This window comes from Sphaerisporangium krabiense, from assembly GCF_014200435.1.
GTDB lineage: Bacteria > Actinomycetota > Actinomycetes > Streptosporangiales > Streptosporangiaceae > Sphaerisporangium > Sphaerisporangium krabiense.
On the sequence record NZ_JACHBR010000001.1, the window covers coordinates 1216883 to 1241412 of the forward strand.

Below are 24530 nucleotides of genomic sequence, written 5' to 3' on the forward strand. Positions count from 1 at the left end.
GCCGCCGAGGGGTCAGCCGACGGCGGAGAGCACGAGTTGCGGCGCCACGGAGAAGGCCACGGAGACGAGCAGCGCGGCGGCGACGGCGATCGTCACCGGACGGACGGCGACGCCTCCCGCGGGTCGCGCGCCGGGGGCCGGGGTGAAGAGGCGGGCGGTCCAGGCGATGTAGTAGTAGAGCCCGATCACGGTGTTGACCGCCATGACCACGGCGAGCCATCCGAGGCCGCCCTGGACGATCTCGCGGAACACCACGATCTTGGCGAAGAGCCCGGACAGGCCCGGGGGCAGGCCGGCCAGGCAGATCAGGAAGAAGCCGAGCGCGACCGCGGCGGCGGGCCGGCGGAAGGCCAGCCCCCGGTAGTCCTCCAGCTCGTCGCGCCCGCCGGTGGTCATCACGACGGCGAACGCGCCGGCGTTCATCGCCGCGTAGATGGCGAGGTAGGCGGTGGACGCCGCCGCGGACGTCTTCGCGGCCACGGCCAGCGCGGCGAGGATGTAGCCGGACTGGGCGACCGAGGACCAGGCGAGCAGCCGTACGGCGTGCCGCTGCCGCAGGGCGAGCAGGTTGCCCGCGGTCATGGTGAGCGCCGCCAGGACGGCCACGACGGGCCCCCAGAGGGCCGCCTGGCCCGCGAGCGCGATCGTCAGGACCAGGATGAGCCCGGCGAACCCGGCGGCCTTGGAGATGACCGAGAGGAACGCGGCGACCGGGACGGGCGCGCCCTGGTAGACGTCGCCGGCCCAGAAGTGGAAGGGAACCGCGGCGATCTTGAAGGCGAACCCGGCCAGGACGAGCACGACCGCGACCGTGATCACCCCGGCGGGGACGGCCGCCGGGGGCGCGGCGAGGCGGGCGGCGATGCGGTCGAGGTGCACGGACGCGGTCAGGCCGTAGATCAGCGAGACGCCGAACAGCATGACCGCCGTGGAGGTGACCGAGACGAGGAACAGCTTCAGCGCCGCCTCCGACGCCCGCGCGTCGTACCGCTTGAGCGCGGTGAGCGCGAACACGGGCAGGGACACCAGTTCCAGCGCGACGACCAGCATGACCAGGTCGCGGGACGCGGGCAGCGTGACGGCGCCGGTCAGCGCGCACAGCAGCAGGAAGTACCACTCCCCCGCCGGGATGGCCGCGCCGGCGAGCTGGGTCATCGAGAGCAGCACGATGACCACGGCCGTGGCGAGGACGATGGCGGCGAAGACCTGCGTGAGACCGTCGGCGACGTACGAGCACGAGGCGGGGAGGCCCGAGGGCTCGGCGGGCACGCAGAACGTGGCGAGCCGGTCGCCCCGCGCGGCCTGGACGGCGACGGCGGCCAGCGCGCCGAGGACGCCGGCGAGCGTGACGAGACCGAGGGCCGTACGGGTGGCGGGCGTGCGCGGGAGGAAGACGTCCAGCAGCAGCACCGCCCCGGCCAGCAGCGCCAGGATCAGCGGGGGCGCGACGGCCGCGTAGTCGATGGACTGGATCATCGTGCCCCCAGGAACGCCTGGACGGCGGGGTCGGTGAGGGAGAGGAGCAGCTTGGGCCAGAGGCCGAGGGCGAGCGTGAGGACCACCAGCGGGATCCAGGAGGCCAGCTCGTACGGGGTCACGTCGCCCGGACGGCCGGGGCCGGCGGCCGGGCCGGGGGGCACGGGGCCCTCTCCCGCGGCGGCGAGCCGGGCCTCGCGCTCCTCGGCCACGGCGGTGCCGGTCGCGACGGGCTCGACGGGCTCGGCCCCCTCCACCGGCTGGACGCTTCCGGGGCGTGACACGTCGGGCGGGGTGCGGACGCGGGGTTCCTCCGGTATCTCGGCCGTGACGACCAGCGGTTCTTCGGCCGCGGGGCCGCCGCCGGGGTAGGCGAGGGCGGGCAGGGGCTCGCGGGGCGGGCCGTGGGTCAGGCGGGAGAGCATGAGGAGGAAGTAGGCCGCCGTGAGCACGCCGCCGAGGCCGCCGACGGCCATGAAGGCGAGGAACAGCGGGCGTGACTGCCCGGGGGCGGGCCGGAAGGCGCCGAGCAGCGCGAGCATCTCGCCCCAGAACCCGGCCAGGCCGGGCACGCCGAGCGAGGCGATGGCGGCGAAGGTGAGCAGCGAGGCGAGGTACGGCAGGCGGGCGAGCATGCCGCTGCCGAGCCGGGACATCTCGGTGGTCCCGTACCGCTCCTTGACGGCGCCGGCGAGGAAGAACAGCAGCCCCGTGATCACACCATGGGCGATATTTCCGAACAAAGCGGCGTTCATCCCGACGGGCGTGAGCGTCGCCAGCCCCAGCAGGACGAACCCCATGTGCCCCACCGACGAGTACGCGATCATGCGCTTGAGGTCGCGCTGCGCCAGGCAGGCCAGCGACCCGTACACGATGCCCGCCACGGCGAACGCGCCGAGGAACGGCGCCACGGCGGCGGCCCCCTCGGGCAGGACCGGGACGGCGATCCGTGCGAGCCCGTAGGTGCCCATCTTGAGCAGGACGCCCGCGAGCAGCACCGACCCGACCGTCGGCGCCTCGGTGTGCGCGGCGGGGAGCCAGGTGTGCAGCGGCCACATCGGCGCCTTGACCGCGAACCCCAGCGCGACCGCGAGGAACGCGAGCACCTGGACGCCGCGCGACAGGCCCGCCCCGTGGGCCTCGGCCAGCCGGACCATGTCCAGGGTGCCGGTGTGCGCCCAGATCAGCAGCAGGCCGAGCAGGAGGACGGCCGAGCCGAGCAGGGTGTAGAGGATGAACTTCACCGCCGCGGCCCTGCGCCCCGCGCCGCCCCAGACCGCGATCACGAAGTACATCGGGACCAGGACGATCTCGAAGAACACGAAGAACAGCAGCAGGTCCAGCGCCAGGAAAGTGCCGATCATGCCGACTTCGAGCACCAGCAGCGTGAACACCAGCGCGCGGTGGCGTCCCCCCTCGGGACGGTGGCGGGTCAGGTAGAGGAAGCACAGGAACGTCAGCAGCGCCGTCATCACCACCAGCGGCAGCGACACCCCGTCCACGCCGAGGTGGAAGCGCAGGCCGAGCCCGGGGATCCAGGGACGGTCGATCGCGAACTGCACGTCCCCGGCCCTGCCGGCGTCGAAGCCCGCGGCCACCACCACGGCCACGGCCAGCGTCACGCCCGAGACCACCGCGCCGTACCAGCGGGGCGCGGCGCGGGTGAGCAGCAGCACGGCCGCGCCGGCGAGCGGAACGGCGAGGAGGACCACCGGCAGAACGCTCATCCCAGCACCACCGCCGCGACCACGAGGATCAGCACGCCGGTGAGGACGCCCGTGAGGTAGAGCTGGGCGTTGCCGGTCTGGACGCGGCGCAGCGCGCCGGAGGCGGCGAGCGTGAGCCTGCCGGACCCGCGCACCGCGCCGTCCACGACGGTGTCGTCCGCGCGGGCGACGACGCCGGCCAGCCACAGCACGGGGGTGACGAACAGCCGGCGGTAGACGGCGTCGACGTGGAAGGCCGCCTCGCACGGGGCCCGCAGGGGGCCGAGGACGCGGGCCGGGTCGGCGGCGGGGTCGGCGCGCCAGGCCGCGTAGACGACGCCCGCGCCGAGCAGGGCGACGAGGACGCTGGTGACCGCCGACGGCCACTCCAGCAGCTCCGTACCCCCGAAGCCGAGCAGCAGCGCGGGGACGGCGAGCGCGCCGATGGGCAGCAGCATGGACGGCGGGGCCTCGCGGCCGTCGTAGACGTGCGCGACGCCGGGCTCCGGCTCGGGCAGGCCGACGTTGTGGACGCGGCTCGCGCCGAAGAACGTGCGCAGCCAGAGCCTGGTGGCGTACGCGCCGGTCACGGCGACGGTGAGCAGCGCGCAGCCGTACAGCAGCCAGGCGGCCGCGTCGGTGAGGACGTGGCCGCCGGTGGAGTGCTCGATGGCGGCGAGCACGGCGTCCTTGCTGAAGAAGCCGCTGGTGGGCGGCAGCCCGGCGAGGGCAGCCAGGCCGATGGTCATGGCGGGGAAGGTGATCGTCATGGAGCGGCGCAGGCCGCCCATGTCGCTCATCAGGTTGGAGCCGACGGCGTGGATCACCGCGCCCGCGCACAGGAACAGCAGCGCCTTGAACGCGCCGTGCGTGACCAGGTGGAAGATCGCCGTGAGGTCGGACCCGGCGGCCAGGCCCCCGGCCATGTAGGCGAGCTGGCTGATCGTCGAGTAGGCGAGGACGCGTTTCAGGTCGTCCTGGGCGAGGGCGGCGAGGGCGGCGCCCAGCATGCCGAGGGAGGCGATGACGGCCAGCAGGTCGAGCGTGGGCCGGGCGGGCAGGAACGCCGGGAAGAGCCGGGCGACGACGAAGATTCCGGCGGCGACCATGGTGGCGGCGTGGATGAGCGCGCTGATCGGCGTGGGACCGGCCATGGCGTCGGGCAGCCAGGTGTGCAGGGGGGCCTGGGCGCTCTTTCCCGCCACGCCGAGCAGGATGAGCATGGTGGCGGCGACCAGCACGGGCGTCGGGAGGTACGGCGCGCGGGCGATCACCTCGTCGACGCGGAAGCTCCCGGCGGCGACGCCGAGCGTGAACAGGCCGAAGAGGAAGCCCACGTCGCCGAGGCGGGTGACGAGGAACGCCTTGACGGCCGCGCGGGAGTTGGCGCGGTCCTCCCACCAGTGGCCGATCAGCAGGTAGGAGCACAGGCCCATGACCTCCCAGCCCACGTAGAGGATCAGCAGGTCCCCGGCGTGGACGACCAGCAGCATGGCGCTGGTGAAGAGGCTGATGAACGCGCTGTAGGACGGGTAGCGCGGCTCGTCGCGCATGTACCCGACCGAGTAGATCTGCACGGCGAGGGCGACCACGGTGACCAGGACGGCGAGGAGCGCGGCGAGCGGGTCCACGCGCAGGCCCACCGTGATGGGGATGCCGCCGGTGTCGACGGTGAACGGCAGGGTGGCGGTGATCACGCACGTCCGGTCGTTCCAGGCGGAGGCGCCGGGCGGGGTGACGGCGGGCGGGGCGTAGTGCCAGACGTAGGCGAACAGCCAGACGGCCAGGACCATGGAGATCGCCGTGGGCAGTGTCGCGATGAGCGAGGCGCGCCAGTAGGCGTGACGGTCCACCGCGCCGGGCGGCGTGGCGCGCCACGGGCGGCGGGTGAGGAGCAGCCCGGCCGCGGCGGCGAGGAAGGGCAGGAGGACGACGGCGACCGGGGTCCAGGCGCCCGGGGCGATCACGACGCGCCGTCCCTGGCGTGCGCGGCCTCGGCCTCCCGGTCGGCGCCGGGCTCGGCGAGGTCGTGGACCTGGTCGAGGGCGACCGTGCGCCGGTTGCGGAAGACGGCGAGGACGATCGCCAGGCCGACGCCCAGTTCGGCGGCGGCGATCACGATGACGAACAGCGTCAGCACCTGGCCCCCGTGGAGGGCGTCCCTGAGCCAGACGTCGAACGCGACCAGGTTGAGGTTGACCGCGTTCAGCATCAGCTCGACGGACATCAGGACCAGGATGGTGTTGCGCCGGGCCAGCACGCCGTACACGCCGATGGAGAACAGCAGCGCGGCCAGCACGGCGGGGTAGACGACGTGCACGTCAGTCCTTTCCGCCGATGTCGGTGCGGGAGAGCACGATGGCCCCGATCAGCGCGGCGAGCAGCAGCACCGACAGGGCCTCGAAGGGCAGCACCCAGTTCCTGAAGAGGCTCCGGCCGAGCGGCTCGGCGGCGCCCCTGCCGGGTTCGAGCGGGGCGTAGGCGGTGCGGAAGCCGTCGATCACGGTGGTGACGAGCACGGCCGCGGTGGCCACGGCGACGACGACGGCCGCCGGCCTGTTGCCGGAGTCCAGGTCGGGGGACGGGCCGATGGGGGCGCGGGTGAGCATGATGCCGAAGAGCAGCAGCACGATGACGGCGCCGACGTAGATGAGGACCTGCACCCAGGCGACGAACTCGGCGGTGAGCACGAGGTAGCAGCCGGCGAGGGCGCCGAAGGAGACCACCAGCCACAGCGCGGCGTGGACGATCTGGCGGGTGGTGACGACGAGCAGGGCGGAGGCGGCGGTGACCACTCCGAGCAGCAGGAACACGATCTCCTGCGCCGTGGGAGGCCACAGCGCGGGTGTCACGGCCCCTCCGCCGGCCCGGACGGCTCCGGAGGCTCCTTCTCCGCTCTCTCGCGCGGCCCCTCGGGTGAGGGCTTCTTCGGGAGCGCGCCCGGGGGGCGGATGGCGCGGACGGCGGCACGTGCCGTGGCCTCGGACCTGGCCGAGGTCTCACGGGTCTGAGGGGTCTCGCGTCCGGTGGGCGCGGGGCGCGCGGGGGCCGCCGGGGAGGGACGGCCGGGGGCGGGGCGCGCGGCGGCGGCGATCTCCTTGGGCGGCTCGGCGTTGGGGTCGTGCGCCGGGGGGATCGGGATGGTCTGCACCCATTCGCCGAGCCTGTCCTTCTCGTGGAGCAGGTCGCGGATGTCGTACTCGGCGTACTCGAACTCCGGCGACCAGAACAGGGCGTCGAAGGGGCAGACCTCGATGCAGATGCCGCAGTACATGCACAGCGAGAAGTCGATCGCGAAGCGGTCGAGGACGTTGTGCGCGCGGGGGCGTCCCCCCTCGGGCGCGGGGGTGGTCTCCTTGTGGGAGTCGATGTAGATGCACCAGTCCGGGCATTCCCGGGCGCAGAGCATGCAGACGGTGCAGTTCTCCTCGACCAGGGCGATCACCCCCCGGCTGCGCGCGGGGAGATCGGGCCGTACCTCGGGGTATTGCTGGGTGACCGACTTGCCCAGCATGTGGCGCAGGGTGACGGCAAGCCCCTTCGCCAACCCTTCTCCTGGTATCCCGGCCACGGTTCAACATCATGGCGCACGAGCGCGTCCGCGTGAATGCGGGGCCGCCGGTCCGCTCCACGTTTTCCACAATCATCACGATTTTGGGGGACTAGCCGGACAGGACGGGTGGTCCTTGTGGCCGATGCGAGACGTCCCTGCGAAGCCGTATTGTTCGCGTTATGCACCCGACCAACGGCCACGGGGGCACGGGATCGGGGCCGAGGGAAACCCCGCCCCACGACTCCGGTGATCCGAACGGCCCGACCGCGCCACGGCCCCGCCAGACCGGCCGCCCCCTGCCGGGACGCGCCCCCGAGCCGCGCCGCGACCCTCCGCGGGACGCGCCGGGCGAGTCGCCGCGCCTCAAGCACGGCCCCCGGTCCGGCGCCGAGGGCGCCCGCACGTCGTCCGGCGACCCCGACCGCACGCAGCGGCGCACGCCTCCCCGGCGGCCCTCCCCCGAGTCGCGGCCCCGCCCGCCGTACGCCTCGCCGGGCGCCGGGCCGTACGTGCCCCCGTCGTATCCCCCGCCGGGCCCGCCCCTGGCCCCCTACACCGCGCCGCCCTCCCCCGCCGGCCCGTACCACGTCCCCCACGGCGCCCAGCCGCCCTTCCCGCCGCCGCCGCCGAAGAGCGACACGGCGGCGAGCATCGTGTGGGCACTGGCCCCGATACTGACCTGCGGCGCCGCGACGCCGTTCACGATCGGGTGGGCGGCGGCCAAACTGCGCAGCACCATGCTCGGGATCAGCGCCGCGCTGTACGGGCTCGGCATGGTGGCGTTCGTGGCGGCGGTGGCGAGCGACGGCTCCAACTCGATGGAACTGCTGGGCATGCTCGGGTCCGGCGCGAGCTGGATCGGCGGCTTCGTCCACTCGTTGATCATCCGCAAGCGGGTCTTCACCTCCTCCGAGACGCCGAACGACTACGCGATCGCCGCCGCGCAGCAGCGCCGCCAGCTCCGGCAGCAGGCCCGCGAGCTGGCGGAGAACGACCCGGCGCTGGCCCGCGAGCTGCGCATCGGCCGTCCCGACCTGCCGCGCACCTACGACGACGGCGGGCTCGTGGACGTCAACCACGCGCCGGCCGAGGTGATCGCGGGGCTGCCGGGCATGAACGCCCAGCTCGCGCGGCGGGTCGTGGAGGCCCGGGTGGAGGTGGGCGGGTTCGTCTCGGCCGAGGACGTCTCGATCGCGCTGGACCTGCCGCCGCGCCTCACCGCCGACCTGGTCGAGCTGACGATCTACCTTCCCTGAGCGGCCCGCACGGGGTCCCGGCGGGTCCGGCCGGGCTCCCGAGCGGCCCGCGCGGGCGGGGTATCGGCTGGATAACCGTGCCCCCAAAGCCTGCGCGCCGCCCGCCATCTCCGTATTCTTCGCGATATGCAGCCAGCAAGGCCCTCACAGTCCACCCTCGCGATCAGCATCCTCTGGGCCCTGGCTCCGTTGTTCACCTGCGGCCTGGCGACGCCGTTCACCATCGGGTACGCGGCCTACCGCAGGCGCGCCCCGATGCTGGCCGTCGCGGCCATGTTCTACTTCCTCGGCCTGTTCCTGATGGTGCTGGTCATCGTCGCATTCGACAGCTCGCCCGAGTACCCGGGGTGGGCGGCCGTGATCGTGGTGGGCGGGCTGTTCACGAACTGGATCGGCGGGGTCATCCACTCCCTGGCGATCCGCTCGATGGTGTTCGCGCCGCGGACGGCGGTCCACTTCGCCGCCCCGCCCGCCTACCGGCCGTCCGGCTACACCCCGGCGCCGTACCCGGGCACCCCCGTCCCGCCCACGACGCCGCTTCCGCCCGTGCCGTCCCCGTACGGCCTCCGCCCGCCGGCCGCGCCGCCCGTCCCCGGCTCGCGGCTGCGCCACCACCCGCCGCAGCCGCCGTACCCGGTGCCGCCCGCGGTGGCCACCAACCCGCCCGTGCGCGACCACGTCACCACGCCGGCCGACGCCGTGCGCCGCACGCCGTCGCCGCTGCACGTCTCGACGCCCCCGGCCCAGGCCGTGGGGCCGCTCCCGGCGGGCGAGCCCGACCACATCGGGCGCTACCGGCTGGTCGGCAGCCTGGGGCAGGGCGGCCAGGGGTCGGTCTACCTGGGCGAGACGCCGGAGGGGTCGCGGGTGGCCATCAAGGTGCTGCACGCCCGCCTCGCCGCCGAGGCGGGGGCCCGGCAGCGGTTCCTGCGCGAGGTCGAGGCGGCCCGGCGCGTCGCGCCGTTCTCCACCGCGCGCGTGATCGACGCGGGCGTGGCGGGCGAGCGGCCGTTCATCGTGAGCGAGTACGTCGAGGGTTCCTCGCTGGAGCAGCTCGTCCGCGAGCAGGGACCGCGCGGCCACGACGGGCTGGTGCGGCTGGCGCTCGGGACGTCGGGCGCGCTGGCCGCGATCCACAAGGCGGGCATCGTCCACCGGGACTTCAAGCCGAGCAACGTGCTGATCGGCGCGGACGGGCCACGGGTGGTGGACTTCGGCATCGCCCGCGTGCTGGACAACGCGACGGCGACCTCCAGCGGCGTGCTCGGCACGCCCGCCTACATGTCGCCCGAGCAGGTGGCGGGCGAGCGCGTCGGCCCGGAGTCGGACGTGTTCAGCTGGGCGGCCACGATGGTGTTCGCGGCGACCGGGCGCCCGGCCTTCGGCGAGGACAACATCGCGGCCGTGCTGAACCGCATCTTCACCGTGCAGCCGGACCTGTCGGCGCTGCCGGACTCGCTGGCCAAGGTGGTCGGGACCTGCCTGGACAAGCGTCCGGAGAACCGGCCGTCCGCCTCCGACGTGATGCTCGCGATCGTCCACTGACGCGGGAGCCGCCCGCTCCCGTCTGGGATATGTGCATTTTCAACGGCACATATCCCATGTCTTTGCCTATGGCCGAAACCTGGACTAATGACGACACATGCGGTGGATTGGTAATTTCAATTTCCAGAATCGGGAGGCCTGGTGGGGCGACGCTCGCTTCACTTAGGTTTAGGCGGCATCGGGCGGAGCCCCATCACGCCGCGGGGAGGAGTTCGCATGGCAGCGTCGGAGGCAGCGCAGTGCCAGGCGGACATGGCGGCGGCCACCCAGGTGGTGCACGACATCCTGCGCGCGCTCGGCGCCGTCCCCCCGATGTTCGGCGACCACACCTGGCGCGGCGGAGCGGCCGACCAGTGGGCCGAAGGCTGGAACCACAGAAAGGCCCAGCTCACCGAGCTGCTCTACGCGGTTCTCGCCGAACAGCCCCATCTCATCGCGCGCCTTTCCGAGGCCGAGCGCCGCATGCTCGCCTCCTAGACCGGAGGAAATGACGAATGACATGGGCGAATTCGTAGGCGTCGACCCCGCCAACCTCCGGGAGCTGGCCGTACGGCTCCAGCGGCTGCACGCCGTGCTGGCCCGGTACGGGCCCGCGATGCAGCAGAAGATGCAGAAATGGGGCAGCGGCCTGGACTACACCGCGCTGCCCCGGCTGCTGGACGAGGCGCTCAACGACGCCCGTGACATGGAGGCACGCACGACCCGCGCCTTCGACCTCGCGGCGCGCGCGGCCGGCGGCGCGGACGCCCCGCCGCACCACGCCCCCGCCGCGGGGGCCACCGTCGAGCTGGACTGGACGGCCAGCGGGCACAGCGCCCACCAGGCCGGGCACGACGCCGCGACGCTCGACGCGGCCCTCGCCGCCGGCCCCGAGCGCGCGGACACGCGGACGCACCCGGTGCGCGAGAGCCTCGTACGCCACCTCAACGACGGCTCCTACCTCGGGGCGTTCTGGGCCGGAGCGTGCCCGCTGGCGCTGCGCGCGGCCCGCTCGCTGGCCAGGCGCGCGGGCGCGGCGATGTTCAGCGCGGAGAGCGCGGGCATCCTGCGGGCGCTCGGCGCGTCGCTGGCCTCGGCCACCCAGATGCGCAAGGGCACCGGCAAGGACCGCCGCCCGCTGATGTCCGACGAGACCCGCGCCGCGATCATCGGCCACGACGACCTGTGGTCGGTGGCCATGCTGTTCAAGTACGGCCCCCGCGGCAACGCCTGGGACTCCCGGTTTCTGGCCGAGATGGTCCGCGCCGTCCTCGACGCCCGGGCCGCGGGCGCCCTCGACGTGCCCCTGCCCGAGCCCACCGAGGACAACGCCGCGCGGCTGGCGCGGCGGCGCGCCGAGTTCGACCCCGTCGTCGCGGTCCTCGGCCGGGCGAGCGAGAACGGGCAGGCCGCGCGGCACGTGCTCGGCTGCCCGGTGACCGGGCCCTCGTACGCGGCCATGCTCGTCGACGACGGCTGGCGCGCCCCCGGGGAGGGGCCCGACCTCGGCGGCCCGGTGGGCGACTTCCTCACCGCCGCCGTCTCCGCGGGCCGGGGCGTCACCGAGGACGCCAAGGAGTCGGCCTGGTCGGTGGTCACGATCGTCAGGGCGGCCTCGGAGTTCGGCGACCGCCGCCCGGGGGCCGCGCTGCCCGACGGGGTGCGCGCGGCGCTGGCCTTCACCGCCGACCGCTACCTGCCCGACCTCGCCGCGCCCGGCCCGGGCAACGAGGCGCGGCCGCCCGCCGGGTCCCCGCCGGGGTCGTGGACGCCGCACGTCGCCGAGGCGGACCTCACCCGGTTCGTCCACCACGCCTTCCCCGACCCTCGTGACGCGGCGGCGTTCCTCGCCCGCGTGGCCGAGCATCGCACCGGGCGCGGGCCGGACCCGGGCATAGTGGGAGGGTGACCTCTCACCCCCGCACACGGCCGGAGCCGGACGCTCCCGGCCTGCGCGAGATCGTGCCCGGCGTGCTCGCGTGGACCCAGCCGGACGGCTCCTGGTGGCTCAACAACGCGGGCCTGGTGACCGGCGGCGGCGAGGCGCTGGTGGTCGACACCTGCGCCACCGAGCCGCGCACCCGCCGCTTCCTCGCCGCCGTGCGCGAGACCACCGCCGACGCGCCGATACGCCTGGCCGTCAACACCCACCAGCACGGCGACCACACCTACGGCAACAGCCTGCTGCCCGCCTCCACCGTGATCATCGGGCACGCGGCGATGCGGGAGGCGCTGCGCACCGACCCGATCATCGACGGCTGCCCGCCGATCTGGAGCCCCGTGCCCGACTGGGGCGCGGTGACCCGCCGCGTCCCGGACATCGCGATGCGCGGGGAGCTGACCGTCCACGTGGGCGAGCGCCGCGTGGAGCTGCGGCACCCCGGGTTCGCCGCGCACACGCCGGGCGACGTCGTGGCCTGGCTGCCGGAGGAGCGCGTGCTGTTCACCGGCGACCTCGTCTTCCACGGGCTCACCCCGCTCGTGCTCATGGGCTCGGTGCCCGGGGCGCTGCGGTCGCTGGACTGGGTGGCCGCCTTCGAGCCCGAGCACGTCGTCCCCGGTCACGGCCCGGTGCTGGACGCCGCCGCGCTGCCGGAGGTCCTGGCCGCGCACGACCGCTACTACCGGCTGGTGCTGGAGACCGCCGAGCGGGGCCGCGCCGAGGGCCGCACGCCGCTGGAGGCCGCGCGGGCGTGCGACCTCGGGGAGTTCGCCGCCTGGGCGGACGCGGAGCGGCTGGTGCTCAACCTGCACCGCGCCTACGCGGACCTGGCGGGCGGCGGCGAGCCGGACGTCCTGGCCGCGTTCGGCGACGCGGTGGCCTTCCACGGCGGCCCGCTGCCGACCTTCGTGTGACGCTTCGACCCCGTCGATGTCCGGGCCTCGTCCCGGGGCCCGGACGCGGATGGCCGGGAAGTGATGTGACGATTCCCCGCAAGACGGTAAGAATGATCCGGTGTCCAGAGAAAGGGGCCTTGGCATGGCGCGACGGGTAGTGGTGTCCGGCGGAGGCACCGGCATCGGCCTGGCGACGGCCGCCGCCTTCGCCGCGGACGGCGACCAGGTGATCATCATCGGCAGGCGCGCCGCGGTGCTCAAGGAGGCCGCCGCCAAGCTGAACACCGCCCACGGCGCCGACCTGGTGACGTTCGCCACCGCCGACCTGACCGACGCCGGGCAGGCGCAGGCCGCCGTGGAGGCCGTCGCCCTGCACGGCCCGGTCGACGTCGTCGTCACCAACGCGGGCGGCAACGTGGCCTGGGGCGACGACGGCACGCCCGCCGGGGTCGCGGACGGCTACCGGGCCAACTTCGAGGCGAACGTCATCACCGCCGTGCTGCTCACCGAGGGCCTGCTGCCCTACCTGCGGCGGCCGGGCGGGCGGATCGTCCACCTGTCCTCGATCGCCGCGCTGCGCGGCCCCGGGTCCTACGGCGGCGCCAAGGCCGCGCTGCACGCCTACACCTACGAGCTGGCCCAGCGCCTCGGCGCCGACGGCGTCACGGTCAACGCCGTGGCCCCGGGGTACGTCGAGGACACCGAGTTCTTCGGCGGGCGCGCGACGCCGGAGTTCGTCCAGTCGCGCGTGGCGCAGACCCTGGTGGGGCGGCCGGGCGCCCCGGCCGAGATCGCGGCCACGATCAAGTACCTCGCCTCGCCCGAGGCCGGTTACCTGACCGGGCAGATCCTGCACGTCAACGGCGGCGCGATGCTGGGCCGCTAGCCGGCGAGCACCTTCACCACGCCCGTGAGCGCGAGCTGGAACAGCGCGAGCGGCACCAGGCCCGCCCAGGCCAGCTTCTGGAGCTGGTCGGCGCGCAGCCGCGGGAAGCTGACGCGCACCCAGATCACCACGAACGCCAGCGCGAAGACCTTGAGCAGCGTCCAGACCGGGCCCGGCAGCAGCGGCCCCTGCCACCCGCCGAGGAACAGCACGGCCGTGAGCGCCGACAGCACGACGATGCCGACGTACTCGGCCAGCATGAACAGGGCGAAACGGATGCCGGTGTACTCGGTCATCGGGCCCATGATGATCTCGGAGTCGGCGATCGGCATGTCGAACGGCGGCCTGCGCAGCTCGGCGAGGCCCGCGACGAAGAAGACCACCGCGCCGACGGCCTGCCAGGGCAGCCACCACCACCGCCACGCCTCGACGATGCCCGGCAGCGACAACGTGCCGGCCGCCATGGCCACCGACGCGGCCGCGAGCACCAGCGGCAGCTCGTACGACATGAGCTGCGCCGCCGCCCGCATGCCGCCGAGCGCCGAGTACTTGTTGGCCGACGACCACCCGGCCATGATCGCGCCGAGCACGCCGACGCCCATCACGGCGAGCACGAAGAACAGGCCGGCGTCCAGGTCGGCCCCGTACAGCCCGGGGCCCACCGGGATGACGATCATGACGATGAGGTAGGGCACCAGCGCGACGGCCGGGGCGAGCGCGAACACCCGGCGGTCGGCCGCCGCCGGGATGACGTCCTCCTTCTGGACGAACTTCACGCCGTCGGCGATGAGCTGCGCCCAGCCGTGGAAGCCGCCCGCGTACATGGGGCCGAGGCGGGACTGCATGTGGGCCATCGCCTTGTGCTCGGTCTGCCCGACGATCAGCGGCAGCACCAGGAACGCGATGACGATCACCAGGAGCCGCACCGCGACGTCGAGCACCTCAGCCATCGGCGTCCTTCCCGTCCTCGGGCCCGGGGGCGTCGCGGCGGTGGACGGCGCGCGGGCCGCGCGTGGGCGCGGGCGAGGCGGCCGCCTGCGGCCCCCAGCCGGCCGGCACGCCGGGCGGGAGGGTCTTGCGGCGGCTGGGCGAGCCCTGCCCGGACTCGCCGGGCTCCTTGGCCCCCGGCCACGGCTTGGCCACGCGCGAGGCGAGCACGAACTCCTTGCGCAGCGGGTGCCCCTCGAAGCCGTCGGGCAGCAGCAGGGGCCGCAGGTTCGGGTGCCCCTCGAAGATCACGCCGAACATCTCGAACGTCTCGCGCTCGTGCCAGTCGGCGCCGCGGTAGACGCCGGTCGCGCTGGCCAGGACGGGCGCCTCACGCGGCACGCGGGTGCGGGCCAGCAGGTGGACGTGCCGGACGGGGTCGAAGAGGTGGGCGACGACCAGGAACGCGCCGGGCGGGTCGTCCACGCCGGTCAGCCAGTCGAAGAACGCGCAGCCGAGCCCGTCGCGGGCGAAGGTCAGCAGGTCGAGCCAGTCGGCGGGCGCGACGTCGACGGTGGTCTCGCCGAAGGACTCCGAGACCTCGGCGCGCGCGCCGTAGCGCTCCTCGACGGCGGCCCTCATGAGCTCACGTCCCCCGGGGCCGGGGAGCCGTGCGTCGCCTGGGCGGGGTCCTCGTCGGTGTAGCGCTCGCCGAGCGACTCGGCCGCGATGCGCTCCTGCAGCTTCATGATCCCGTACAGCAGGGCCTCGGGACGGGGCGGGCAGCCGGGGACGTAGACGTCGACCGGGATGATCTGGTCCACTCCCTTGGTGACGCAGTAGGAGTCCCAGTAGGGGCCGCCGCAGTTGGAGCAGGCGCCGAACGAGATGACGTACTTGGGGTCGGGCATCTGCTCGTAGAGACGCTTGACGGCCGGGGCCATCTTGTCGGTGACGGTGCCCGACACGATCATGAGGTCGGCCTGCCGGGGGCCGTTGGCGAACGGGATGACGCCGAAGCGGATGAAGTCGTGGCGGCTCATCGAGGTGGCGATGAACTCGATGGCGCAGCAGGCGAGCCCGAAGTTGAACACCCAGAGCGAGTAGCGCCTGCCCCAGTTGAGGATGAAGCGCATGGGCTTGGGCGCGAGCCGGGACACCGGCCCGACCGTCGGCATCGGGAGATCTCGGGCGGCCATGTCAGGCATTCTCCCCTCTGTCTCGGGTGCGGGTCACGTCCAGGCGAGGACGCGCTTGCGCCAGGCGTACAGGATGCCGAGGGCGATGAACGCCAGGAAGACGAACATCTCGACCAGCGTGGTCATGCCGAAGCCGGGCGCGGCGAAGACGGTCGCCCAGGGGAACAGGAAGACCGCGTCCACGGCGAACACGACGTAGAGGTAGGTGAAGACGTAGTAGCGGATCTGCGACTGCGCCCACCCCTCGCCGACCGGGTCGACGCCGCACTCGTAGGTCAGGAGCTTCTCGGCGGTGGGGCGGCTCGGGCTCACGAGGCGGTTGGCGAGCAGCGCTCCGGCGAAGACGGCGGCGCCGATCGCGAACAGGACCGCGACGAGCGCGTAGGAACCGAAATATCCGTCCACACGGCCTCCTACCTGGCGGCCTCGGCGGCAGGCGCCTCGTGGCGTGGCCGGCGGCCTCGGATGTGATCGTAGCCCGGCGGCGGGCGGCCGTCCGCGAAGAATCCCGCGCGGCGGCGAAGGCGAGGGCACGCGTCGCTTTCCGTCACCTCGACGCTACCCGTCGCGGTCAAAAGCCGATCCCTGGTCACACAAAACACCGGTAAATCCCTACTTCGCGTGCTCAACCGGACGTCATGGCGCCCGCACCCGAGATCCCCGGCCGCGCCGGGGATCTCGGGGCCACACTTTCGTGACCTTCCCGGCACCGTACGGGCCGGGAGCCATGGCGCAGGGCCAGGTCCGCGACCGCGGGCCGCGAACGCACGCCGGCCAGGGATGACGGGTATCCGCGACGACCGCACGAAGTGCTCGGGAACGACCGACGAAGTCCACCCCACTTCCACTCCGGAGCGACCCCGTGCGGCCCCGGCGTGACCCAGCACACTCCCACCACCCTCGGAGCGACCATGGACGAAGACATATAGTTGGTGACCGTGACCCGAAACGCGCTCTACTCCCGGCTGCACGTCGACCTGTGCCGGCTCGCGGCAGGGCTGTGTACCGAGGGCGGTTTCCGGTCGTGACCGTGCTTTCCAGGCTGCCCGGGCTTTCCGGGCGATCCTTGCTCGCGTGGCCACCAGGGCTCTCCGGCTTCCCGGACCCCCCTGCGGTGGTCACCCGCCGCGTACCGACCTGAGCCGCAACCGGTACGGCGCGCGCCCCGCGCCACCGGCTCCCCCACCGTTCCATCAGGGCGGGCCCTCCGGCCCGGCCGACACCGGCGCGTCACAGGGACGGCACGGACACGGGCCGACCGCTGTCCGACGCGCATGCGTAAAGAAGCCCGCGCAGCCCCAAGGGATCTAGCATGGAAATGTATACGTGCCACGAGCGACGGCGCCCAGACGCGTCGAGGAGGACCGAGCTGTGACCAAGCAGGTTCAGCAACTCGACCGCGTGATCATCCGCTTCGCGGGAGACTCCGGCGACGGCATGCAGCTGACCGGTGATCGCTTCACGGCGGAGACCGCGCAGTTCGGGAACGACCTGTCCACCCTTCCCAACTTCCCCGCCGAGATCCGCGCCCCCGCCGGCACGCTCCCCGGGGTGTCCAGCTTCCAGCTGCACTTCGCCGACCACGACATCCTCACGCCCGGCGACGCCCCCAACGTCCTGGTCGCGATGAACCCGGCCGCGCTGAAGGCCAACCTGGGCGACCTGCCCCGGGGCGCCGACATCATCGTCAACACCGACGAGTTCACCAAGCGCAACCTGCAGAAGGTCGGCTACGCCGCCAGCCCCGTCGAGGACGGGTCGCTCGGCGAGTGGCGCGTGCACGCCGTGCCGCTGACCTCGCTGACGGTCAAGGCCCTCGAAGGCTTCGACATCTCCAAGAAGGACGCCGAGCGGGCGAAGAACATGTTCGCGCTCGGCCTGCTGTCCTGGCTGTACCACCGGCCGACCGAGGCGACGGTCAAGTTCCTCGAGGCCAAGTTCGCCAAGATGCCCGAGATCGCCAAGGCCAACATCGCCGCCTTCCAGGCCGGCTGGAACTACGGCGAGACCACCGAGTCGTTCTCGGTGTCCTACGAGATCAAGCCCGCCCGCCTGGCGCCGGGCCTGTACCGCAACATCTCGGGCAACCAGGCCCTGGCGTACGGCCTCATCGCCGCCGCCGTGCAGGCCAAGCTGCCGCTGTTCCTCGGGTCCTACCCGATCACGCCGGCGTCCGACATCCTGCACGAGCTGTCCAAGCACAAGCGGTTCGGCATCCGCACCTTCCAGGCGGAGGACGAGATCGCGGGCGTGGGCGCCGCGCTCGGCGCGGCGTTCGGCGGCGCGCTCGGCGTGACCACCACCTCGGGGCCCGGCGTGGCGCTGAAGGCCGAGACGGTGGGCCTGGCCGTCGCCACCGAGCTGCCGCTCCTGGTGGTGGACGTCCAGCGCGCCGGCCCGTCCACGGGCATGCCGACCAAGACCGAGCAGACCGACCTGCTCATGGCCATGTTCGGCCGCAACGGCGAGTCGCCCGTGCCGATCGTCGCGCCGTCCACGCCCTCGGACTGCTTCCACGCGGCGGTCGAGGCCGCCCGCATCGCGGTGAAGTACCGCACGCCGGTCATGCTGCTGTCCGACGGCTACCTGGCCAACGGCTCCGAGCCGTGGCGGCTGCCCGAGATCGACGAGCTGCCGGACATCTCGGTCGAGTTCACCGTGACGCCGAACGGCGACGACGGCGAGACCTACCTGCCGTTCCGCCGCGACCCGGAGACCCTGGCCCGCCCGTGGGCCGTCCCGGGCACGCCGGGCCTCGAACACCGCATCGGCGGCATCGAGAAGGCCGACGGCACGGGCAACATCTCCTACGACCCCAACAACCACGACCGCATGGTCCGGCTCCGTCAGGCGAAGATCGAGGGCATCGCGCAGGACATCCCGCCGCTGGAGGTCGACGACCCCGACGGCGACGCGCGGGTGCTGGTCCTCGGCTGGGGCTCCACCTACGGGCCGATCGCCGCGGCGGTGCGGCGGGTGCGCAAGGCCGGCGGCAAGGTCGCCCAGACCCACATCCGCCACCTCAACCCGCTGCCGTCCAACACCGGCGAGGTGCTGCGCTCGTACGACAAGGTGCTGCTGCCCGAGATCAACCTCGGCCAGCTCGCGTTGTTGCTGCGGGCGAAATTCCTGGTGGACGTCATCAGTTACAACCGTGTACGTGGTCTTCCCTTCAAGGCCGAGGAGCTGGCCGGAGTGATCCAGGACGTGATCGACAGTGAGTGATATCGCGACCAACGGGCACATCAAGGCCCCCGAGGGGCGCAGCGGGCTCGCGCTCATCCCGAGGACGACCGAGAAGCAGACGCTGAAGGACTTCAAGAGCGACCAGGAGGTCCGCTGGTGCCCGGGGTGCGGCGACTACGCCATCCTGGCCGCCGTGCAGTCCTTCCTGCCGGAGCTCGGGCTGCGGCGCGAGAACATCGTCTTCATCTCCGGGATCGGCTGCTCCTCGCGCTTCCCGTACTACCTCAACACCTACGGTTTCCACTCGATCCACGGCAGGGCCCCGGCCATCGCCACCGGCCTGGCCGCCTCGCGCCCCGACCTGTCGGTCTGGGTGATCACCGGGGACGGCGACGCCCTGTCGATCGGCGGCAACCACCTGATCCACGCGCTGCGCCGCAACGTCAACCTGAACATCCTGCTGTTCAACAACAGGATCTACGGGCTGACCAAGGGCCAGTACTCCCCGACCTCCGAGGTCGGCAAGATCACCAAGTCGACGCCGATGGGGTCGCTGGACAAGCCGTTCAACCCGATCTCGCTGGCGCTCGGCGCCGAGGCGAGCTTCGTGGCCCGCACGATCGACTCCGACCGCAAGCACCTGCAGTCGGTGCTGCGCGAGGCGGCCTCCCACCGGGGCGCGAGCCTGGTCGAGATCTACCAGAACTGCAACATCTACAACGATGGCGCGTTCGACCAGCTCAAGGACCCGGGGCTGCGTGACGACATCACGCTGCGGCTGGAGCACGGGCAGCCGATCGTCTCGGCGTCCAAGGCCGTGCGCCGCGGGCCCGGCGGCGGCATCGAGGTCGTGGACCGCGCCTCGGTCCCCGAGGGCGAGATCCTGGTACACGACGCGCACGCCCCGGACCCGTCGGTGGCGTTCGCGCTGTCCCGGCTGGACGAGCCGGCGTTCGAGCACGTGCCGATCGGCGTCTTCCGCTCGGTCGACCGCCCGGCGTACGACACGCTGATGGCCGAGCAGCTCGAGCACGCCACCGAGCAGCGCGGTGCCGGCGACCTGGCGGACCTGCTGCGCGGCGGGGACACCTGGGTCGTGAGCTGACCCGCGCCCGAGAAGCGGCGACGCCCTCCACGGATCCGTCCGTGGAGGGCGTTTCGCTTGAGGGCATCCCAGAATAAGCATCCTAAATTCCAGTTTGATAGCGTCATGGCATGCGGTTGACGAAGTTCACCGATCTGGCGTTGCGCGTCACCATGCGCCTGGCCGTCGTCGACACGGCGGTGGCGCCCACGTCGCGAGAGGTGGCGGAGTCGGTGGCCGCCCCGTACACCCACGTCGCCAAGGTGGTGAGCAGGCTTCAGCACCTGGGGGTCGTGGAGGCCAGGCGCGGGCGGGGCGGCGGCCTTGAGATCACGAGCGCCGGACGGCGGGCCTCGGTCGGCCGCCTGGTGCGCGAGCTCGAAGGTTCCGGCGAGGTGGTGGGCTGTGAGGACTCGCCCCCCTGCCCGTTGCGCGCGGCGTGTCGCCTGCGTGCCGCGCTGCGCGACGCACAGGAGGCCTTCTACGCCAGCCTCGACCCGCTGACCATCCAGGACCTCGTCGGCGACCCGGCGAGGCCGGGGCTGGTGAACCTGCTCATGCCCGCCCGCAGATAGCCGGACCCGCCGAGGGACCCGGTGGCCCTCCGCCGTAAAATACGAATCTCAGATGCATATTAAGGAGTCGCGATGTTGACCGAGCAGTCCGCAGCCGTCGTCCGCGCCACCCTTCCCGTCGTGGCCGAGCACATCGAGCAGATCACGCCCGTCTTCTATCACCGGATATTCACCGCGCACCCCGAACTCCTCCGCGACCTGTTCAACCGCGGCAACCAGGCCAACGCCGCCCAGAGCCGCGCGCTGGCGCGCTCCATCGCCACCTTCGCCTCGATGCTGGTCGAACACCCCGACCGGCGCCCCGACGAGATGCTCGCCCGCATCGCCCACAAGCACGCCTCCCTGGGCGTCACCCCCGACCAGTACCCGATCGTGCGCCGGCACCTGTTCGCCGCCATCGCCGACGTGCTCGGCGACGCCGTCACCGAGGAGGTCGCCGCCGCATGGGACGAGGTGTACTGGCTGATGGCCGGCGCCCTGATCGCCCTCGAAGCGCGCCTGTACGCGCGGGCCGGAGTGACCGGAGGGGATGTCTGGCGGCCCTGGGAGGTGGTGGGCCGGACCGAGGAGACCCCCGACGTGGCGACCTTCGCGCTGCGCCCCGCCGACGGCGGCCCGGTCCCGCCGTTCCGGCCGGGCCAGTACGTCTCGGTGCAGGTCGAACTGCCCGACGGGGCCCGCCAGATCCGGCAGTACAGCCTGTCCTGCGCGCCCGGCGGCGCCGACCGGTGGATCTCGGTGAAGCGCGTGACCGGCGACCCCGCGGGCGAGGTGTCGAACTGGCTGCACGCCAACGTCCGCGAGAACGACCTGCTCACGGTGAGCGCGCCGTTCGGGGACGTGGTGCTCGACGACACCGACAGCCCCCTGCTGCTCGCCTCGGCCGGCATCGGCTGCACTCCGATGATCAGCATGCTCGCCCACCTGGCCGCGTCCGGCGCCACGCGCCCGGTGACCGTGGTCCACGCCGACCGCTCGGAACGCACCCACCCGTTCCGCGCCGACCTCGGCCGACTGACCGAGAAGATCCCGCACGCGGTCACCCACGTGTGGTACGAGCACCCCGAGGGACCGTGGCCCGCCGAGCGCGTCGGTCTCGCCGACCTGTCGGACATCGAGATCCCCCACGACACCCGGGCCTACCTCTGCGGGCCGGTCCCGTTCATGCGCTCGGTGCGCACGCAACTGCTCCGGCGCGGAGTGCCCGCCTCCCGCGTCCACTACGAGGTCTTCGGCCCCGACCTGGGGCTCGAACGGGATGGTCAGACCATCGGGTCGAGCGCGTCGATGACGTCGAACTCGTAGCCGCCCGCCGCGGCCAGGTAGACGGTCTGGCGAGCGTGCCCGCCGGAGATCGTCATCGTGCCGCGCGGCCCCTCGTAGCCGACGCCCGCGGAGTGCCGGACGATGTCTCCCACCTCCGCCGACCGGGCCCGCTCGCTCAACGCGGCCAGGGTCATGATGCCCTCGTAACAGGACTCCGCCGCGTTGTTCAGCGGCGGGGCGCCGGATCCGAAGCGCCGCACGTAGGCCGACATGAGGTCGAGCGCGTCGGCGGTGGCGAGGGATTTGAAGTAGCCGGCCGCGACGAAAAGGTTGCCGGTGGCGGCCGCCCCGCTGGCGAGGAGCATGTTCTCCTCCATGAGCGGAGCGAAGCGCACCATGCGCTCGTGCAGGCCGCGCCGGGCGAAGGCCCGGTTGAACTTCACCGCGTCACTGCCGACCATGAGCATGAGGACGCCCTCGGCGCCGCTGTTCTCCAGTCGCGGCAGCGTGGACGCGAAGCTCGGGGTGCCGTACGGAACGTAGATCTCCTCGACGAGGTCGAATCCCAGCGGCAGACAGTATTCGCGCACCACGCGCGCCGTGCGCCTGGGCCAGACGTAGTCGGAGCCGATGATCGCCCAGCGCCTCAGCCCCAGGTTCTGTCGCAGCCAGCGCAGCGCCGGACCCACCTGAAGTCCGGGGGTCTCTCCGGAGCAGTAGATGCCGCGGCGTGATTCGCCCCCCTCGTACAGCGATGTGTAGACGTAGGGAACCCGGTCGGCGACGACGGAGGACAGGTGCTCCCGGACAGGCGAGATGTGCCACCCGGTGACCGCGTCGATCCGTCCCGCGTCGAGCAGCCGGGCGATGTTCCCGCGGAGCTCTGCCGGCGGTCCGCTCGCGTCGACGACCTCGATCGCGACCTCCCTGCCGAGGATGCCGCCGTTGTCGTTGAGGTAGGCCGCCGCGAGATCGGCCACCGCTTCACAGGACGGGCCGAAGATGCCGCCCGGTCCCCGCAGCGGGATGACCAGGCCGATCTGGTAGCGCCTCGCCACGACACCACCTCCATGTGGCTGTCGAGACAATGAAATCTCCATCTGGAAGTATCACTATGAACGAACGATCCTTCAAGGAGGTGCCCGCAAATGCGGACCGAGCACGACGAGGTTGCGTCCCGGGTCCTGCCCCTCGCCCTCAACCGCGTCGCCGCGCGGCTCAACACCGAAACCGGGCAAGCGCTCGCCGGGACAGGACTCACGCTCGACCAGTGGCGGGTGCTGGACGTGCTGGCGACGACGGAGGGACTGGCGATGAGCGAGATCGCCGCCGCGGCCGTCATCACGGGTCCCACGCTCACCCGGGCGGTCGACCGGCTGGTCGACCGGGCGTACATCTATCGCAATCTCGACCACACCGACCGGCGCCGTGTGCTCGTACGGCTGAGTGAGCGCGGCGCCGAGGTGCACCGCGAGCTCGCCTCACGTGTCGCCGACGCCCTGGCCGCGTCCTTGCGAAGGTTGGACGCCGCGGAGGCGGCGCAGTTGCGCATGCTCCTCGATCGGCTCGCCGGGGGCTAGGTCGTATCTGACAACTCAGGATTCTGCGGTGCGCGGCCCCCCGGTCGTCCAGGCCCACCGAGATAGAACCACTTGACATATTTTCATATGGAACTAATGTCGTCCGCACCACACACCCTTCGATCCTTGGAGGACACGTTGTCTGGTGTGGACTTCACCCGCTCGGGTGTCTCCCGCTTCCGTGATCGCGATCTCGGTGTACCGCACTACCGCTGCGAGGTCGGAGTACCGCTGGCGGAGCAGAAGGAGCTCGGGCACAACCGGTGGCATCCCGACATCCCGCCGCTGCACGAGCTCGGCCCCGGCGACGAGGTGATCCTCGAGGCCCCCGGCTACGACGACTACCAGCTCAAGGACGTCGACGACGAGCAGGACATCCGTGACTTCGACCTGACCCGCACCCACCCCATCGCCGGCCCGGTCAAGGTCGACGGCGCCGAGCCGGGCGACCTGCTGGTGGTGGACGTGCTCGACGTCCAGCCCCTCTCCGGCATCGGCTACTCCAACATCCTGCCGGGCATGGGCGGCCCACTCGCCTCCTGGTTCCCCCGGGGCTACAAGACCGTCTGGGACCTGCACGGGCTGTTCGCCACCAGCCGCCAGATCCCCGGTGTGGAGATCCCGGCCATCAGCCACCCCGGCGTCATCGGCGTGGCCCCGTCGCACGATCTGCTGCGCATCTGGAACGAGCGCGAGGATCCCCTCATCGACCAGGGACTGGCCGGCCCCCGAAGCACGGCGACGTCCACCGCCGTCCTGCGCACGCTGGAGGGGGCGGAGTGGGAACGCGTCGCCGCCACCGCCGCGCGGACCGTGCCGCCCCGGGAGAACGGCGGCAACCTCGACATCAAGAACCTCTCTCGCGGGTCGCGGGTGTACTTCCCCGTGTTCGTGGAGGGTGCGCTGTTCTCCACGGGGGACTTCCACTTCTCCGAGGGCGACGGTGAGATCACCTGGAACGCCATCGAGATGGACGGCATCGGCTGGTTCCGCTTCAACGTCATCAAGGGCGGCATGGCACGGTACGGCATCCGCACGCCGATGCTCCGCCCCTCCCCTGTTGACCCGAACCTGGGCACTCGGTACCTGAGCTTCAGTGGCCTGTCCGCCCGCGGCACGGATCAGAAGTACCTTGACGCGACCGCCGCCGCCGTGGACGCCGTCGAGCAGGCGATCGAGTATCTCGGCAAGTTCGGCTACACGCCGGAGCAGGCGTACACGATCATCTCCGTCGCGCCCTGCGAGATGCACGTGGGCGGCATCGTCGACATCCCGAACGCCGCGGTGACGCTGAAGGTGCCGCTGGACATCTTCGACAAGGACATCCTGCCGTCCTGAGTCATCCCTGCCGGGGTGCCCGCACCACTCTGGGGCGGGCGCCCCGGAACCGCCGCGAAACACCGGGCTCGGTACATCACCCAGGCCCGGGCACGGTTCCGATCACCCCGGCTGAGGGCCGGATCCCCCCACGAAA

The 24530-nt window shown here is 72.4% G+C and carries 24 protein-coding genes; 13 read left to right on the forward strand and 11 right to left on the reverse strand.

What is annotated here, in order from left to right:
* Positions 1-12 precede the first annotated feature (12 nt).
* The 6 genes from BJ981_RS05285 to BJ981_RS05310 are packed head-to-tail and all read right to left on the reverse strand — an operon-like array spanning position 13 to position 6729.
* Positions 13-1476, reverse strand: a complete 1464-nt coding sequence (locus BJ981_RS05285) for an NADH-quinone oxidoreductase subunit N (RefSeq protein WP_184608579.1) — start codon at positions 1474-1476, stop codon at positions 13-15.
* Positions 1473-3203 (reverse strand): complex I subunit 4 family protein, encoded by a 1731-nt coding sequence (locus BJ981_RS05290; protein WP_184608581.1) that lies wholly within the window; start codon positions 3201-3203, stop codon positions 1473-1475. Before BJ981_RS05290 ends, BJ981_RS05285 begins: the two co-directional genes overlap by 4 nt.
* Positions 3200-5149 (reverse strand): NADH-quinone oxidoreductase subunit 5 family protein, encoded by a 1950-nt coding sequence (locus BJ981_RS05295; RefSeq protein WP_239139445.1) that lies wholly within the window; start codon positions 5147-5149, stop codon positions 3200-3202. The genes BJ981_RS05290 and BJ981_RS05295 overlap by 4 nt, the downstream gene beginning before the upstream one ends.
* Positions 5146-5502 carry an NADH-quinone oxidoreductase subunit NuoK gene (nuoK, locus tag BJ981_RS05300; RefSeq protein WP_184608583.1) on the reverse strand — a complete coding sequence of 119 codons (357 nt, stop codon included), beginning with the start codon at positions 5500-5502 and terminating at the stop codon, positions 5146-5148. Before nuoK ends, BJ981_RS05295 begins: the two co-directional genes overlap by 4 nt.
* Before the next feature lies 1 nt (position 5503).
* Positions 5504-6034, reverse strand: a complete 531-nt coding sequence (locus tag BJ981_RS05305) for an NADH-quinone oxidoreductase subunit J family protein (protein ID WP_184608584.1) — start codon at positions 6032-6034, stop codon at positions 5504-5506.
* Positions 6031-6729: a NuoI/complex I 23 kDa subunit family protein gene (locus BJ981_RS05310; RefSeq protein ID WP_239139444.1), complete on the reverse strand. Its 699-nt coding sequence runs from the start codon at positions 6727-6729 to the stop codon at positions 6031-6033. The genes BJ981_RS05305 and BJ981_RS05310 overlap by 4 nt, the downstream gene beginning before the upstream one ends.
* Before the next feature lie 185 nt (positions 6730-6914).
* On the opposite strand from BJ981_RS05310, the gene BJ981_RS37795 reads away from it, so the two are divergent.
* From BJ981_RS37795 to BJ981_RS05340, 6 genes are all read left to right on the forward strand, one after another.
* On the forward strand, positions 6915-7991 hold the full coding sequence (locus BJ981_RS37795) for a ComEA family DNA-binding protein (RefSeq protein ID WP_184608586.1): 1077 nt from the start codon (positions 6915-6917) through the stop codon (positions 7989-7991).
* A gap of 126 nt (positions 7992-8117) precedes the next feature.
* Positions 8118-9536, forward strand: a complete 1419-nt coding sequence (locus tag BJ981_RS39020) for a serine/threonine-protein kinase (RefSeq protein WP_184608588.1) — start codon at positions 8118-8120, stop codon at positions 9534-9536.
* A gap of 216 nt (positions 9537-9752) precedes the next feature.
* On the forward strand, positions 9753-10013 hold the full coding sequence (locus BJ981_RS05325; protein ID WP_184608590.1) for a hypothetical protein: 261 nt from the start codon (positions 9753-9755) through the stop codon (positions 10011-10013).
* A 22-nt stretch (positions 10014-10035) separates the two neighbouring features.
* Positions 10036-11424, forward strand: a complete 1389-nt coding sequence (locus tag BJ981_RS05330; RefSeq protein ID WP_184608591.1) for a hypothetical protein — start codon at positions 10036-10038, stop codon at positions 11422-11424.
* Positions 11421-12371: an MBL fold metallo-hydrolase gene (locus tag BJ981_RS05335; RefSeq protein WP_239139443.1), complete on the forward strand. Its 951-nt coding sequence runs from the start codon at positions 11421-11423 to the stop codon at positions 12369-12371. The genes BJ981_RS05330 and BJ981_RS05335 overlap by 4 nt, the downstream gene beginning before the upstream one ends.
* Before the next feature lie 124 nt (positions 12372-12495).
* The gene (locus tag BJ981_RS05340; RefSeq protein WP_184608593.1) at positions 12496-13239 is read left to right on the forward strand and encodes an SDR family NAD(P)-dependent oxidoreductase; all 744 of its coding nucleotides are present in this window, start codon (positions 12496-12498) and stop codon (positions 13237-13239) included.
* On the opposite strand, the gene nuoH is transcribed toward BJ981_RS05340, so the two are convergent.
* The 4 genes from nuoH to BJ981_RS05360 are packed head-to-tail and all read right to left on the reverse strand — an operon-like array spanning position 13236 to position 15770.
* Positions 13236-14189: an NADH-quinone oxidoreductase subunit NuoH gene (nuoH, locus tag BJ981_RS05345; RefSeq protein ID WP_184608595.1), complete on the reverse strand. Its 954-nt coding sequence runs from the start codon at positions 14187-14189 to the stop codon at positions 13236-13238. The two genes, BJ981_RS05340 and nuoH, sit on opposite strands and share 4 nt — an antisense overlap.
* Positions 14182-14808, reverse strand: coding sequence for an NADH-quinone oxidoreductase subunit C (locus BJ981_RS05350; protein ID WP_184608597.1), 627 nt, complete (start codon positions 14806-14808; stop codon positions 14182-14184). Before BJ981_RS05350 ends, nuoH begins: the two co-directional genes overlap by 8 nt.
* On the reverse strand, positions 14805-15365 hold the full coding sequence (locus BJ981_RS05355; protein WP_443729011.1) for an NADH-quinone oxidoreductase subunit B: 561 nt from the start codon (positions 15363-15365) through the stop codon (positions 14805-14807). Before BJ981_RS05355 ends, BJ981_RS05350 begins: the two co-directional genes overlap by 4 nt.
* A gap of 33 nt (positions 15366-15398) precedes the next feature.
* Positions 15399-15770 carry an NADH-quinone oxidoreductase subunit A gene (locus tag BJ981_RS05360; protein WP_184608599.1) on the reverse strand — a complete coding sequence of 124 codons (372 nt, stop codon included), beginning with the start codon at positions 15768-15770 and terminating at the stop codon, positions 15399-15401.
* A gap of 533 nt (positions 15771-16303) precedes the next feature.
* On the opposite strand from BJ981_RS05360, the gene BJ981_RS39025 reads away from it, so the two are divergent.
* From BJ981_RS39025 to BJ981_RS05380, 5 genes are all read left to right on the forward strand, one after another.
* A complete protein-coding gene (locus BJ981_RS39025; RefSeq protein ID WP_311745338.1) occupies positions 16304-16393 on the forward strand; it encodes a putative leader peptide in 90 nt (29 codons plus the stop codon).
* Positions 16394-16736: 343 nt separating this feature from the next.
* Entirely contained in the window at positions 16737-18590 is a 1854-nt protein-coding gene (locus BJ981_RS05365; RefSeq protein ID WP_184608600.1) for a 2-oxoacid:acceptor oxidoreductase subunit alpha, read from the forward strand.
* Positions 18583-19656 carry a 2-oxoacid:ferredoxin oxidoreductase subunit beta gene (locus tag BJ981_RS05370; RefSeq protein ID WP_184608602.1) on the forward strand — a complete coding sequence of 358 codons (1074 nt, stop codon included), beginning with the start codon at positions 18583-18585 and terminating at the stop codon, positions 19654-19656. The genes BJ981_RS05365 and BJ981_RS05370 overlap by 8 nt, the downstream gene beginning before the upstream one ends.
* Before the next feature lie 110 nt (positions 19657-19766).
* Positions 19767-20210 carry an RrF2 family transcriptional regulator gene (locus tag BJ981_RS05375; RefSeq protein ID WP_184608604.1) on the forward strand — a complete coding sequence of 148 codons (444 nt, stop codon included), beginning with the start codon at positions 19767-19769 and terminating at the stop codon, positions 20208-20210.
* A 72-nt stretch (positions 20211-20282) separates the two neighbouring features.
* Positions 20283-21515, forward strand: coding sequence for a globin domain-containing protein (locus BJ981_RS05380; RefSeq protein ID WP_184608606.1), 1233 nt, complete (start codon positions 20283-20285; stop codon positions 21513-21515).
* On the opposite strand, the gene BJ981_RS05385 is transcribed toward BJ981_RS05380, so the two are convergent.
* Positions 21473-22534, reverse strand: coding sequence for a substrate-binding domain-containing protein (locus BJ981_RS05385; protein WP_239139442.1), 1062 nt, complete (start codon positions 22532-22534; stop codon positions 21473-21475). The genes BJ981_RS05380 and BJ981_RS05385 overlap by 43 nt on opposite strands.
* Positions 22535-22624: 90 nt before the next feature.
* Between BJ981_RS05385 and BJ981_RS05390 the strand changes: the two genes are divergently transcribed.
* The gene (locus BJ981_RS05390) at positions 22625-23056 is read left to right on the forward strand and encodes a MarR family winged helix-turn-helix transcriptional regulator (protein WP_184608609.1); all 432 of its coding nucleotides are present in this window, start codon (positions 22625-22627) and stop codon (positions 23054-23056) included.
* A gap of 126 nt (positions 23057-23182) precedes the next feature.
* Positions 23183-24394, forward strand: a complete 1212-nt coding sequence (locus tag BJ981_RS05395; RefSeq protein ID WP_239139441.1) for an acetamidase/formamidase family protein — start codon at positions 23183-23185, stop codon at positions 24392-24394.
* Positions 24395-24530 lie beyond the last annotated feature (136 nt).

Excerpts from the sequence above, each read along its gene's own strand:
- BJ981_RS05290 (WP_184608581.1), bottom strand. The coding sequence starts at position 3,203 with ATGAGCGTTCTGCCGGTGGTCCTCCTCGCCGTTCCGCTCGCCGGCGCG.
- BJ981_RS05355 (WP_443729011.1), bottom strand. The coding sequence starts at position 15,365 with ATGGCCGCCCGAGATCTCCCGATGCCGACGGTCGGGCCGGTGTCCCGG.
- nuoH (WP_184608595.1), bottom strand. The coding sequence starts at position 14,189 with ATGGCTGAGGTGCTCGACGTCGCGGTGCGGCTCCTGGTGATCGTCATC.
- BJ981_RS05285 (WP_184608579.1), bottom strand. The coding sequence starts at position 1,476 with ATGATCCAGTCCATCGACTACGCGGCCGTCGCGCCCCCGCTGATCCTG.
- BJ981_RS39020 (WP_184608588.1), top strand. The coding sequence starts at position 8,118 with ATGCAGCCAGCAAGGCCCTCACAGTCCACCCTCGCGATCAGCATCCTC.
- BJ981_RS05350 (WP_184608597.1), bottom strand. The coding sequence starts at position 14,808 with ATGAGGGCCGCCGTCGAGGAGCGCTACGGCGCGCGCGCCGAGGTCTCG.
- BJ981_RS37795 (WP_184608586.1), top strand. The coding sequence starts at position 6,915 with ATGCACCCGACCAACGGCCACGGGGGCACGGGATCGGGGCCGAGGGAA.
- BJ981_RS05325 (WP_184608590.1), top strand. The coding sequence starts at position 9,753 with ATGGCAGCGTCGGAGGCAGCGCAGTGCCAGGCGGACATGGCGGCGGCC.
- BJ981_RS05390 (WP_184608609.1), top strand. The coding sequence starts at position 22,625 with ATGCGGACCGAGCACGACGAGGTTGCGTCCCGGGTCCTGCCCCTCGCC.
- BJ981_RS05330 (WP_184608591.1), top strand. The coding sequence starts at position 10,036 with ATGGGCGAATTCGTAGGCGTCGACCCCGCCAACCTCCGGGAGCTGGCC.
- BJ981_RS05340 (WP_184608593.1), top strand. The coding sequence starts at position 12,496 with ATGGCGCGACGGGTAGTGGTGTCCGGCGGAGGCACCGGCATCGGCCTG.
- BJ981_RS05380 (WP_184608606.1), top strand. The coding sequence starts at position 20,283 with ATGTTGACCGAGCAGTCCGCAGCCGTCGTCCGCGCCACCCTTCCCGTC.
- BJ981_RS05375 (WP_184608604.1), top strand. The coding sequence starts at position 19,767 with ATGCGGTTGACGAAGTTCACCGATCTGGCGTTGCGCGTCACCATGCGC.